The following is a 12,641-nucleotide window of genomic DNA, read 5'->3' on the forward strand; positions in this document are numbered from 1 at the left end:
TCCACAAATTTCACGGTCGGTTTTGCGGCGCGTGGCTCTGTCATAGACGGGTTCTGGCTTCTAGCAGTTTTACCCCATTATCCTCCTCCTAGAGTGACAGAAGAGCGCTATACATCCTCAGTCCTTCACGATCGGCATTACGACCTAACACATTTCGATAAATTCTATTGATGTTACTGGAAACGTTTGACCGATTGCGGCGATAGTCATAACTGCCATCCCGGCGATCGCGTCGATAGTCATAATCGTCATTCCGGCGATCGCGTCGATAGTCATAATCGTCATTCCGGCGATCGCGTCGATAGTCATAATCGTCGTTACGGCGATCGCGTCGATAGTCATCATCCCGGTCATAATCGTCTTGTCTTGACGACTCTCCTCGATCCCAACAAATCCCCAAAAAGCAGGTTTGCTCCCTCCGCCCTCTGTTAGGCTCAGCTGAGGCAGGATTTGCTGATAGGACGACTGGAGCGATTATCAGTGCAGATAGTACAGTAACTGTAGCAGCAGACTTGAGAGAGCGTGCTGTGGTATCCAGAGTTCCAATTTTCATAATTTTCCCCTCAAGGAAATTTAAAAGTCAGAGAATATTTTTCTTTGTGGCATATATTCGCTCTATTTTCCGGGTCTCAACTTCCTACGATGGAATAACCCAATTGGGTGAGATCAGTTAAATTTCGCCAGAGAAAATTTCCTCGAAACAAGCCAAGGTGGAGTTCCGAGAATTGCCTTATGACAAGTGGGAAATCTCTAAACGATCGCGCGGATACCGGATTAAGCTAGATAAATAAATACGATCGCAAATCGTCTAATTTTGTTCCCGCTGCTAACCATAAATTTGGGAAAATGCGAGCTTTTCAACTGGACAAGGAACGACAGCCAGATGAGAGCGATCGCATCCTGTTAGCAGAGAGCAATCCTTGGGCGGTGAAATGCCAGCAGTTCAGATACCCGACGCCGAGAGAAAAATCGGGTATCTCGCATTCACGAATCATTTAGGATTGCTAGATAAAGGCAGACCCAATGAAACAGCGAAAAATAACCACCGATTTGGTATCGAACTTTTACTTCTTAAAGCTTTATCAGTTTCCTATCATCTATTCATCTGACTGGAGAAAATCTCGATGCCTAAAGCCAGCATTTGTGTTGATGCCAAAACACCCGAACAAGAGTTACTCAAGGAATGGATTCAGAAGTGGAAAGGCAAAATCCGATACTTGTCCAATAACGAAGGGTGCGGCTGCTGTAATGACTTATATCAGGTAGATGCTCCAGCCGAGGTACTGAATGAACTACCTGCCAAAGTCTTTGCTTCTAGCGAATGGTCAAACTGGTCGCCAAAGCCACAAACAACTCGCTAACAGGCGCTACCTCAGACTGCGTAAATCTTCTACTAATACTAAGTACCAGCTTTCGGTAGCAGATAGACTTAATCGTTAGTACAAGCGTTTATTTTTAATTCCTGCTATTTAGTAGCAATAGACTAATGGAGATATGAAATATTTTTTTGCAAAAGTCAATAATTTCAGAGATAGTCGTAGTAATTACGATTAGAACAGATACTGAATAATCAAGCTTTACATCCAGACGCTAAAATTCATTAACCAGCGCCAGCCGTCCCCGACGAATCGCATAAAGCATTCGGTTCAATAAAAGTTGTTCATCTTCGCTGAGAGAATTTTCGAGCAGTGCTGTTCTGAGTACACAACGGTCTGTAATCGTTATCTTCCGGGATTCAGCCACTTTTGCAGATAAGTCAATGATGGCAGAGGGTAAAAGACAGGCTTGAGAAAAAATTGAAGGATTCATGGTTAAGATTGCTGTTATTTGATATTCAGGTTATTCCTTTAAAACAGCACCTAACTCAATCTATAGCTAGAGATTTAATATTATTGAGATTACAGCTCAAGATAGAAGTTTAGTCTTCGCCCAAAACGTTGAATCATCCCTTTTTAGTAGGAATCGAGCTTTTGCTACTGAAGGAAGCAGAGCCAGCAAACACTTGGCTGATGTCAAGTATTTTGTCTTGTGAGTTGAGCGATCGCGCCTGTCAGAAATTGAAACAGTCAAGATTCTCCACCCACAAAACTCCCCTTACTTGGCTAACTCCGTATTAAACTCATTCACGGATCGTCGCTTCAGCTCCACCGATTCTGAGCGAGGTAACAAGTTAAACACTTCGCGGAAAACATCGTCTACTTTCTCAAACGCCACCGTACCCTTTTGGTTGAAAACAACTTCGCCCTTCTGGTTTAGCAAAACTGTTTGGGGGACAAGGCCTTCGTAGTAGTAGCCCGGTTCCGTAGGTGTAAAGTTGGATTGTACTGGAATCGAATCTACATCGATGGGGACGAAATCAGCGGCTCGACCATAAAAAGCTTGAAGCTGCGAAACGACGATCGCCTGTTGCTTGCAATCGCTGCTGTCGTCCACGTAGAACACCAAAAATGTCGGTTTATCTCCTTTAAGAGAATCTACAAATGCCACTCGCGGAGGAACCAGCGAGGCATTGCCGCCATAGAGGAGAAAAACATTTCCGTCAAAGTTGTCGTCGTTGATACCGGCTAAAGCTGATGGCGTCCCCAGCAGCAGTAGGCAGCTGAAAGAAACAACCAGCGTCAAGAAGCAACTCAAAAAAATTTGCCGCCAGGAACGGCGAGATGCTCTCAGAATCCTGATTTGAAGTTGTTGCAAGCGAAGAATCATACCAAAGTTGCTGTAGAAACCTTTTTTTCTTTCAGTAGTCCTTAAATTGTCTTTCCGTTCACCCGTTGTGGCTCCCGATTCTCTATGAAGTTCCCTGTTTTTCCAGTCACCCTACTAGGATTATCCCTGGTAGCCGGTAGCTTAGCCCTTACTTCCTTATCATTTATCTCTGAAGGTGTTCGAGCTGCGGTTAGTCCACGCTCGATAGAAGTCAAAGAAACGAATGGCACGGTAACAAGTCAAGGAAAGCCAGTGAAAGCTGGCGATCGCTTGCAAGCATCGGGTAGTCTCACTACCAACTTCGACGCCAGGGTTGTTTTGGCGATGGAGGATGGCATCGGTACAGTTCAGGTTTCCGAAAACACCAACGTGCAAGTCAAAACTTTAAAGACAAGTAAGGATGGTAGCAAACAAACGCGCCTTTATCTGGACAAGGGACAGGTCAACGCCAAAGTGCGACCTTTTACTAACCCTAACTCTAACTTTGAAGTGGAGACGCCTGGGGGCATTGCTGGGACGAGAGGCACAGAATTTGGCGTCACCGTCGGTTCCAATGGGAAAACTGGGCTTTCCACCATCCGAGGAAAAGTAGCCTTTAGTGCGCGGGGGAAAACAGTGTTGGTGGAGCCGGGGTATTCTGCTTTAATTGTTCCGGGACAGGCTCCGACGATTCCCAAGGTGACAACGGGCGACACGAGGCTGAAATTACAGGTTCTTTCGGTGACAGGCGATGGTCAAGTTCGAGTCACCGGAACGGTAGACCCGATCAATTTAGTGTTAGTGAATAATCAGATTGTGGATACGGGAGGCGAGGGACAACTCGATACCGTGGTGCCAATCCCGTCTAATCGGCAGCTGAGATTAGTCGTGCGGAATCCTTTGGGCAATCAACAAGTTTATGAATTAGAAATTCCGAATAGTGCGGGGACATCGGAGAATCCTGTGAATCAATAATTTTTATCGGATAGCGTTTCCCTCACCTTTTGAGTCCGAAAAGACGAGGCAGCAACCCACTAATTCTCGTTTCTAAGCTCTGATTAAAAACGAGAATTCGCTTGCAAAATCCTCCGCACGAGTGAGGTGAAAATTCTCAAGGGCATGAGTTACTGGAAAGGAACAAGTCGTTAAAGAACTTGAAAGCGCCAATACTGTGACGCGATCGCGTATCTCGTGATGCGATCGCGTTTTGTCTGAGTCCAGCTTGTAGCAGTTCTCACTCTTAGTGCATATATCCACACTCGTCACCTCACCCCCAACCCCTACGGTGTATACACATCTTTCATTAATTGGCAAAACGTTGATTGATCCCCCTAAATCCCCGCGCTATCGCGCCGCTACGCTAGAAAAAAGGGGGACTTTGACTTAATGCGCCCCCCTTTTCAAGGGGGGTTGGGGGGATCAAAACGGGACTTGCAAGTTCAAGAAGACTTGTGTATACACAGTAGCCTCGTTCAAGGGGAAGGACAGGGGTGGGGTTCGACCGGACTGCATCCAAGAATAGAGAATCGCGATAAATTCAGTATTCCATCAGGGGCATTTACCATCCGGTGAGCGTGCGGAACGCTTGGGAAAAGTCCGTATGTTTCCAGGCAAGCAATCACGATGGTTGATGTTTTTGATGGAATCAACGTGTTAATCAAAAATTGGTTAAAAAAAAATCAGCGTTTTATTTCTAGCAGTCAATCAATCGTTCCGGGCACGATCGTCGGTTTATTATCTGTCGGGTTATGGCAAATCGGGGCATGGCAACCCTTGGAACGGCTTGTATACACGACGCTGTTTCAAGCTCGTAGCGCCAGTATTTTACCGAAGACGAATTGGGATCAAAGGCTCGCGGTGATTGCGATTGACGATGCGAGTTTAAAGAAATACGGTAAATTTCCGTGGTCGCGCGATCGCTATGCCCAATTGTTGCAGAAGCTAGAACCAGCCCCTCCAGCAGTCATTGGGTTCGATGTGTTATTTGTCGATCCGGGCGCAGGGGATAAGAAATTTGCCAAAGCGATCGCTAAATCTGGCAATGTCATCTTGGCAACGGCTTGGGACAACCGAGGGCATCCCCTGGAAGTTTTACCCGAATTTAAACAAGCAGCACTTGGGGAAGGTCAAATTTGGCACAATCCCGACGCGGACGGCATTAGCCGACAGGCAGCCGTCTTTTTTGGCAGCAAACCCGCTCTCGGTTTAGCAATGCTGCTAGAGGCCCCAGAGGCGGTGTCCCTGCGTCATCTGGCTGAGGTTCCGAAGCGTAAAGATGTCTGGATTAACTGGCCTGGGTCAATCCAAGGTGTCTCCACCTATTCTTATGCCTCAGTCATGGAAGGCAAAGTTGACCCGAAAGCCTTCGCCAATAAGTTTGTTTTAGTCGGTGTCACGGCAACCGGGATCGATCGCTTGCGATCGCCTTACAATCAAATTCCCCCTACCGCTGGAGTTTATCTCCATGCTGCGTTAATTGATAACTTGCTGAACGACAAGCTGCTGCAAACGCTGCCTAAAACGGCAGTGATGCTATTTTTGTTGGGAATTGCCCCGATTATCAGCTGGCTGTTGTCAAAACAGGGAGTCTGGGGGCGAGTCGCGATCGCTATTTTGTTGCCGAGTGGTTGGGTAATTTTTGCCTTGAGTGCCTTTATCGACGACGGCTGGTGGTTGCCTATCGTCGCACCCGTAGGAACTGCGATCGCGGTTGGGATCGGTGTTCAGCTACGAGAACAATATGAAAAGCAGCAGCTGATGAGTTTATTTGCCAAGCACGTTGCGCCAGAAATGGCTCACCTCATTTGGCACCGGAAAGACGAAATTTTCCACAAAGGGAAGCTGCAAGCCCAAGAAATGATGGTCACGGTTTTATTTGCCGATATCCGGGGCTTTACCAGCATTTCCGAGAAACTACCGCCGGGGGAATTAATCGACTGGCTAAACCTGTTCCTAGACGCGATGACGGATTGCATCATGGATCGTGGCGGTGTGATCGATAAATATATTGGGGATGCAATTATGGCGGTTTTCGGGATTCCGTTTCCGCACACCACGCCAGAAGAAATTCAACAGGATGCCTTAAATGCGATCGCGGCAGGAATTGCCATGCAGGAACGACTCAAAAAGCTCAACCAGCGCTTCCAAAAAGCCAATAAGCCTACGATTGAGATAGGGATTGGCATTCACACGGGTCTCGTCGTTGCCGGAAGTGTGGGAGGTTCCCGACGCTTGAATTATTCAGTCCTGGGGGATACTGTCAATGTTGCTGCCAGACTGGAACCGATGAATAAAGAAGTGAAAATTGACAACCCCTATCAAATGATTGTCAGTGGCAGTACATTTGCTTATGCAAGCGATCGCTATCACGGGCCTGCTGTCCGCGCCATTCAACTGCGAGGGCGAGAACAGGCAACAATTATTTACTGCATCCAGGGAGAGAAGGTCAACTTGGCAGATCCAGCGGAAGCGATCGCGCCCCCATTGAATATTTCAGCCTAAAGCAGCACACCCAGCGTGAAATTTCTTTTAACTTCACAGTTTAAAAAGGATTTGTGCATCTACTCGCGATTAGCAGATATCTTGATTAAACCCACTTTTACACAACCCATCACTGACAACAAACTAACAGCTAATTTTCAAACTTTTCCGAGAATCAGTAAGTTGATTATATTAGCTGCGGTGAGTTGGATTATTTGGAATTTGCAAGGGTCAAGCGTGCAAGCATCGCCTTGTTCCGAGCTGCTGAATATATCACAAAGACCCGGTTTTAATACTCGTCAGGCAGGGAACTTAATCGTTCTGGGACGCCTGCCTAGATATCACTATGTGGTCGTGGTTCCCTCTGGAAGTGAAGCCACGCTGGAACAAGTGCGTCAGTGCGTCCCCGATGCCTTGATCGCCAAGTCAAATTTAGGAAATTACATTTTAGCGGGGTCATTTCCCGACCAATCCAGTGCGAAAAGTATCTATTACGCATTGCGATCGCTAGGGCTAGATGCACGAATTATATACGTTCGATAGCGATCGCCAGGAACATTCCCTACTTTCCGTATTGATTGGGTGTGACGCCTTGAGCCAGCTTCACCATTGAGCCAGATGCATTGGTGCGATAAATCCAGCGGCGTTGCCCATCCGCTACCGTGACTTGCCACCCAGGAACTTGCATATCGGTGCAAAGCACCTCCAAGTTATTAATATCTAAGCAGTCATCAGACCAAGTTTGCGGTTGAGTTTGGACAATGTTTAGCGCCGACTTTGGCAACCCTGAATGTTGAGACACGTCCTGTAAAACCGCATTCTGAACTGATTTTATTAAACTAACGTCAGAACGAGGATTTGAAATAGCAACCTTGCGATTGGGGAGCGTTAGCGTAGCGGTCAAAGATAAAATTCCCGTCAACACCAAAGCCTGAACAATTAGACTTAGCTGGCTAGCTTTTTGAGCGATAGTTTCTGTGGGGGAGCCAGGGGTGGTAACTTCTTCCATAGCATTCCTAGCAAACGTTGAGAGGGGTGCTGTTATTGCAAAAGGCATTAATTGTATTGGTAGAATATACACCCAGATGCTTACAAGTTCCGGAACAAGTGAAAGTTTCCGGCAAATTAAGTCTTAATTGACTTGCAGAATGCTTTTCCCTAATTTCTGAAGCGAGCCTTCTCGTTAATGCTGCGAATCTCCTTTTGGAGATGCCACCTTTCGGAAAGCTAACTTGTTTAAAGCTGCTGCGAAAAGCGCTAATTCGTACTGTTTGATAGGAATTTAGACACTAACACCCTAGAAATTAGTTCCCTAATCAATCTTTTTTTAGTAGAACTACGGTGCCCGATCCCTAATACTAATGTGCCCCCTCTTGATACCAAATTGAAACCCAGAAAATACTGAATTGTCGGCAATTTTGTATAAAGATTTACTGATTTCAGTTTTACTTGATGATTTATCCAGTAGACGGAGTAGGGGAAAAATAATCTTGTCAAAAAGATTAATTTATGCATCACCTGCCTAGAAGGTAGATGATTCCTCTACCTGTCCGCCTTGGCGCAGCCCGATGGCAATTTTGCTATGTTTTTCAATTTGGCTCATCACCTGCTTGGCGCGTTGAATCACGGGCGCGGGTAAACCTGCCAGCCGTCCCGCTTCGATACCATAGGAACGGTCAGCGCCTCCCGGTTGCACTTGGTGCAAAAAGATAATCTGGTCAGGTAACTCCTTCACCGTCACCTGGTAATTTGCCACATTCGGCAAAATTGAAGCCAGTTCGTTCAGTTCGTGGTAATGAGTCGCAAAAATCGTCCGCGAGCGAATTTCACTGGCAAGATACTCCGCCACCGCCCAAGCAATGGAAAGACCATCAAACGTTGCCGTCCCCCGACCAATTTCATCTAACAGAACCAGAGACTTCGCCGTTGCGTGATTGAGAATATTCGCCGTCTCGTTCATCTCCACCATGAAAGTAGATTGACCCGTCGCCAAATCATCTACCGCACCGACACGGGTAAAAACGCGATCGCATATTCCCAAAGTCGCCGCTCTTGCTGGCACAAAACTACCAATTTGCGCCATCAACTGAATTAACCCCACCTGTCGCAAATAACAACTCTTCCCACTCGCATTCGGACCCGTCAAAATCACTAAATCCGGTCTTCCCTCTTCTTCCCCTTCTTCCTTCGCGCTCTTCGCGTCTTTGCGGTTCCTATCCCCCTTTCTCCCCAACCCAGTCGAATTCGGCACAAAAAACCCAGGTGGCAAAGACTGCTCAACCACCGGATGACGCCCATCACTAATCCGAATTTCCCGACCTTCCACCATCTGAGGGCAGCAATAACCCTGATAAACCGCCACCTCAGCCAAACCACACAACACATCAGCCGCCGCCACCGCACGAGAAATCGTGCGAATTTGTTCTGCGTATTGCCCCACCTCTTCTCTTAAAGAAGTAAAAATCTCATATTCCAGGCGATTTAAGTCATCCCGCGCCGTCAAAATCCGCGCTTCTCTCTCCTTCAACTCCGGAGTAATATAGCGTTCCTCATTCGTCAGTGTTTGCTTGCGGATGTAGTTATCCGGAACTTGGTCAGCTTTAGTGCGAGAGATGCTGATGTAGTAGCCAAATGTCTTATTAAAGCCCACCTTCAGCGTCGAAATTCCGGTTCGCGCCTTCTCCGTCACCTCCAAATTTGCCACCCATTGCTGATCCTCTTGGGCAAGATTTCGCATCTCATCCAACTGGACATTCACATTGGGGCGAATCAAACCGCCTTCCTTGATATGAATGGGAGGCGCGTCTACCAAATGGGCACTCAGGCGCTTTGCCAATTGTTCCAATTCCGGCGGCACCTTCTGCAAAGCTCTCATAAAGGGAGAGTGAGCATCCGCCACCAGTTCGGCTAATTCCGGTAATTTTGCCAACGAATCCGCTAAAGCAACCAAATCCTTCGCATTCGCCGTGCCGGAACCAGCGCGACCCGTTAGCCGTTCTAAATCGTAAATTTGCCGCAACAATTGGCGCAAATCTTGCCGCAGAAAGCTATTTTCGACTAATTCTTGAATCGTATCTTGCCGCGCTGCAATGCCTTTGAGATCCAGTAGCGGTTGCAGCAACCACCGCCGCAAGGCTCGTCCCCCCATCGCCGTACTAGTTCTATCCAACGCCCAAAGCAAGGAACCGTGAAAGGTGCCATCCCGCACCGTTTGCGTAATTTCTAGATTGCGGCGGGTTTGGTGGTCGAGAATTAGATAATCGCTGAGGGTGTAGGTGCGGAGGAACTGGAGAGGAACGAGGTTTTCTTTCTGGGTGTCTTCCAGATATTCCAGCAAACCACCCGCAGCGCGGACAGCAAGAGGGAGGTGTTCGCAACCGAGTCCTTCCAGACTTCGTACTTTAAACCGCTGCAACAGTCGATGTCTTGATTCGCCAGCCGTAAAAGGAGTTTGCGATCGCAATGCATAACAAAAAGATGGAGGTAAACAACTCGGCAAATGCTCGGAAGTCTCCCCCGGTCGTAGCAAACTGCCTAAATCTGGTGCATTTGTCGGCACCAAAACTTCAGAAGGCTGCAAACGCATCAATTCTTGCGTCAAATGCTCTAATTCGCTCGATTGAGCCGTCAGAAATTCCCCAGTAGAAATATCTGCATAAGCTAAACCCCAGTGATTCCCGGCAATCACCACCGCCGCTAGGTAATTATTCCGCCGCGCATTCAGCATTCCCTCTTCCAGCAACGTACCGGGGGTGAGAATCCGCGTCACCTCGCGCTTCACCAGCTTTCCAGGGTCAGTATCGGCAGAGTCTTCTACCTGATCGCAGATCACCACCGCATACCCCTTTTCCACCAGCTGAGTCGTGTAGCGTTCCCAAGCATGGTGCGGCACTCCCGTCATCGGCACCCGACCAATTTCTCCGGCTTGCTTGCTGGTGAGAACAAGTTCTAATTCTCTCGATACAGCGATCGCGTCCTGAAAAAAAGTTTCAAAGAAGTCTCCCACCCGGTACAGCAGCAGTGCATGAGGATACTTATCCTTCACTTCTACATAATGGTGGTACATCTTACTCAGCTTGCTGCGATCCACCAGTCGAGAGTCAGCGTTACGGATTTTGGGTTCGGTCGGGGTAGATGCCGAGTCAGGAACGTTCATGGAAAGTCAGTGCTACGCCAAGGTCTTTAATGACTTTACCGCAGGTATCTCTTGCCGTTGTTTGCAGTTTGTTAACCTGAAATCTTGTCCCGAACGTCTTCACCCGCCAGGGGATGTAGCGGCGCAATTAATGGTGTCTCCACAAAAGGAAGTTGGCGAGATACTAAAAATCGTTCCTACTGGTGCGTAATTTCTCGAAATTCCTTCAGAAAGCGTCGAAATAGAGGATGATTTGCCGAATTATATTCATAAGGATGAATACTTGCTAACGGCTTCAACTCCATCATCGTCGCAGCCAGGAAAGCACCCTCAAAATTCCCTAATTCCTCCGGTCGCACATCCCGTTCAACCACTTCAATTCCTAATTCCCCTGCAATATCAAGCAGTGTGGCGCGGGTGATACCAGGGAAAATATTCGCAGTCAGCGCAGGCGTAATTACTCTATCCTCTTGCAGAAGAAAAAGATTAGCTACTGCCGCTTCAGTAATTCTGCCTTGTTGGTCAAGCAAAATAGCATCATTAAATCCAGCCACTTCCGCCGCACGACGAGCTAAATAACTGTTTACATAAGTTCCACAGAGTTTCCACTCCACTGGAATCGCACCCCCAGAAACTCGTTCGTAAGGGGAGATGTGGCAAGTCAGAGATTTATCAACATCCCGTGGAATCGTCACTGCCAAGATGGTCACATCGACCGGCATTGTATCGTTAAAGTTCAGTTGAGGCACCGAGCGATAAACAATCGGTCGAATATAGTAATTTGTTGCCGGAACTGCCTCTAAAAGTGCCAAGATACCTGCTTTCAGGTCTTCGTTCGACCAAGAAAAACCCAATCCTATGTGTGTAGAACCATTGCGAAGGCGGTCAAGATGTGCATCTAAGCGATGAATGTAATAGCGATCGCTATTCCAATAAGCCATAATCCCATCGAAAACGCCGATCCCTAAATGTAGAGAATGGCTAGCAATAGAAGGCGCAGCATTTTCCCGTTCAACTAACTTTCCGTTGTGCCAAACTATCGGCGTTGCTTCAAAAAACATTTGTTAGTCTTGCCTTCTCAAATAGCATTAGTTTTTAAAGAGAATTTTCTTAAGTATTGGTTAATCCAAAACTATGCTAAATATGATTATTTTTGATTTTGGTGCTGCTTTCCCAAGAATAGCGATCGCTATCAACTCCCGGCATCGCTCGCTAAGCTCTTGGACGCTATGACGGGCGAAACATTTAAGGGTGTAGATTCAGATTCAATCTCCTCTATTTCGTTCCATTTGCCGTCGCGCAAGCTATCTGCGGTACTTTTGATGAAACTTGCTAAAGGTACGGCAATTAATAGCCCCAGCAGCCCTCCCAGCTTCGCGCCTATTAACAGCGAAAGCAAAATCCAAACAGGATTTAAACCAGTAAAACCACCTAAAATGCGAGGTGCGATGAAATTAGCATTGATTTGATCGATGGCGGCGGCTACAGCTAACACTTCCACCCCTAACCAAAAGTTTTGTAATGCTACCAGCAGACTAACAATGCTGATACCGATTCCGGCACCAAAGGGAAAAAGAGCCAAAAAACCAATTGCAATTCCAAACAATAATCCTAACGGCACTCGCAAAGCCAAAAATGCCAGCGTGATCACACATCCGCTCCAAGCAGCGAACGTCGCCTGACCGATAAAATAATTATGAAAATCCTCGCGGAGAACTTGCCGCACTTGGGAACTAAAGCTGGCCGGAAGCCACTTAAAAATTCCGTCCCAGAGACGATCTCCATTTAATATCAGATAGAAAGTGAGAACCACTGTTAGCAGGACATTGACAGCACTGCCAATCGTATCAAAGGCAAAGTTGAGAATTCTACCCGTTACGTTTTGGAGTTGGTTCGATAATCGGTCTGTTAGTTGAGTAACGATTCCACCTAAATTAATCGGAAGTTGCTGAGTTTCAGCCCAAATTTGAAAAGCTTGGAGTTGTTGTCTACCCGAATCAATCCAACTAGGCAAGATATTAGCCAGTTCGTTGAGCTGTTGCCAAATGATTGGAACTAAGGTAAGTCCCAAACCTACCAAAATTAGCAATGCCACCAGGGAAACAGCGACGACCGCATTGTTCCGTTTAACTCCTTGTTGCTGTAAAAACCGGATAGGATATTCCAATACAAAAGCCAGCAAAAGTGCGGTAACAAAAACGCTAACCAGAGGTTGAAAATATTGCAACACGAGGAGCAATAGCCAACCATTGAGAACGGCGAGGGGAAATGCCAGTCCTAAAACGACCCATCGCGGTAATTTGTTTGCTGATTGCATCATGTTGAGGTTTTGAAATCGGGG

At 47.0% G+C, this 12,641-nt stretch carries 13 protein-coding genes; 6 read left to right on the forward strand and 7 right to left on the reverse strand.

Annotated features, from left to right (window positions below; translation table 11 throughout):
• Positions 1 to 88 precede the first annotated feature (88 nt).
• Positions 89 to 553, reverse strand: coding sequence for a hypothetical protein (locus H6H02_RS21605; protein WP_190821610.1), 465 nt, complete (start codon positions 551 to 553; stop codon positions 89 to 91).
• A 293-nt stretch (positions 554 to 846) separates the two neighbouring features.
• On the opposite strand from H6H02_RS21605, the gene H6H02_RS21610 reads away from it, so the two are divergent.
• Complete coding sequence (locus H6H02_RS21610) at positions 847 to 999, forward strand: hypothetical protein (RefSeq protein WP_190821612.1); 153 nt, start codon at positions 847 to 849, stop codon at positions 997 to 999.
• A gap of 125 nt (positions 1,000 to 1,124) precedes the next feature.
• Positions 1,125 to 1,361, forward strand: coding sequence for a hypothetical protein (locus H6H02_RS21615; protein ID WP_190821615.1), 237 nt, complete (start codon positions 1,125 to 1,127; stop codon positions 1,359 to 1,361).
• 229 nt (positions 1,362 to 1,590) lie between these two features.
• Here H6H02_RS21615 and H6H02_RS21620 read toward each other — a convergent pair whose 3' ends face one another.
• Both H6H02_RS21620 and H6H02_RS21625 read right to left on the reverse strand, forming a co-directional pair.
• The gene (locus H6H02_RS21620) at positions 1,591 to 1,809 is read right to left on the reverse strand and encodes a hypothetical protein (RefSeq protein ID WP_190821617.1); all 219 of its coding nucleotides are present in this window, start codon (positions 1,807 to 1,809) and stop codon (positions 1,591 to 1,593) included.
• Between the two features lie 285 nt (positions 1,810 to 2,094).
• The gene (locus tag H6H02_RS21625) at positions 2,095 to 2,706 is read right to left on the reverse strand and encodes a thylakoid membrane photosystem I accumulation factor (RefSeq protein ID WP_190821619.1); all 612 of its coding nucleotides are present in this window, start codon (positions 2,704 to 2,706) and stop codon (positions 2,095 to 2,097) included.
• A gap of 84 nt (positions 2,707 to 2,790) precedes the next feature.
• Between H6H02_RS21625 and H6H02_RS21630 the strand changes: the two genes are divergently transcribed.
• The 3 genes from H6H02_RS21630 (at position 2,791) to H6H02_RS21640 (ending at position 6,708) form a co-directional block, all read left to right on the forward strand.
• Positions 2,791 to 3,660, forward strand: a complete 870-nt coding sequence (locus H6H02_RS21630) for a FecR family protein (protein ID WP_190821621.1) — start codon at positions 2,791 to 2,793, stop codon at positions 3,658 to 3,660.
• Between the two features lie 648 nt (positions 3,661 to 4,308).
• Positions 4,309 to 6,186, forward strand: coding sequence for an adenylate/guanylate cyclase domain-containing protein (locus H6H02_RS21635; protein ID WP_190821623.1), 1,878 nt, complete (start codon positions 4,309 to 4,311; stop codon positions 6,184 to 6,186).
• Positions 6,187 to 6,366: 180 nt separating this feature from the next.
• Entirely contained in the window at positions 6,367 to 6,708 is a 342-nt protein-coding gene (locus tag H6H02_RS21640) for a hypothetical protein (protein ID WP_190821625.1), read from the forward strand.
• A 19-nt stretch (positions 6,709 to 6,727) separates the two neighbouring features.
• Here H6H02_RS21640 and H6H02_RS21645 read toward each other — a convergent pair whose 3' ends face one another.
• Together H6H02_RS21645 and mutS are read right to left on the reverse strand one after the other, a co-directional pair.
• Positions 6,728 to 7,174, reverse strand: coding sequence for a hypothetical protein (locus H6H02_RS21645; RefSeq protein WP_190821627.1), 447 nt, complete (start codon positions 7,172 to 7,174; stop codon positions 6,728 to 6,730).
• 513 nt (positions 7,175 to 7,687) lie between these two features.
• The gene (gene mutS, locus H6H02_RS21650; protein ID WP_190821629.1) at positions 7,688 to 10,321 is read right to left on the reverse strand and encodes a DNA mismatch repair protein MutS; all 2,634 of its coding nucleotides are present in this window, start codon (positions 10,319 to 10,321) and stop codon (positions 7,688 to 7,690) included.
• Between mutS and H6H02_RS21655 the strand changes: the two genes are divergently transcribed.
• Positions 10,320 to 10,511 (forward strand): hypothetical protein, encoded by a 192-nt coding sequence (locus H6H02_RS21655; RefSeq protein ID WP_190821631.1) that lies wholly within the window; start codon positions 10,320 to 10,322, stop codon positions 10,509 to 10,511. The genes mutS and H6H02_RS21655 overlap by 2 nt on opposite strands.
• Here the strand turns inward: H6H02_RS21655 and H6H02_RS21660 are convergent.
• The gene (locus H6H02_RS21660) at positions 10,498 to 11,361 is read right to left on the reverse strand and encodes an aminotransferase class IV (protein ID WP_190821633.1); all 864 of its coding nucleotides are present in this window, start codon (positions 11,359 to 11,361) and stop codon (positions 10,498 to 10,500) included. The two genes, H6H02_RS21655 and H6H02_RS21660, sit on opposite strands and share 14 nt — an antisense overlap.
• Before the next feature lie 131 nt (positions 11,362 to 11,492).
• The gene (locus H6H02_RS21665; RefSeq protein WP_190821713.1) at positions 11,493 to 12,617 is read right to left on the reverse strand and encodes an AI-2E family transporter; all 1,125 of its coding nucleotides are present in this window, start codon (positions 12,615 to 12,617) and stop codon (positions 11,493 to 11,495) included.
• Between the last annotated feature and the right edge of the window lie 24 nt (positions 12,618 to 12,641).

Origin of the sequence: Coleofasciculus sp. FACHB-1120 (genome assembly GCF_014698845.1) — a bacterium.
Classification (GTDB): Bacteria; Cyanobacteriota; Cyanobacteriia; order Cyanobacteriales; family FACHB-T130; genus FACHB-T130.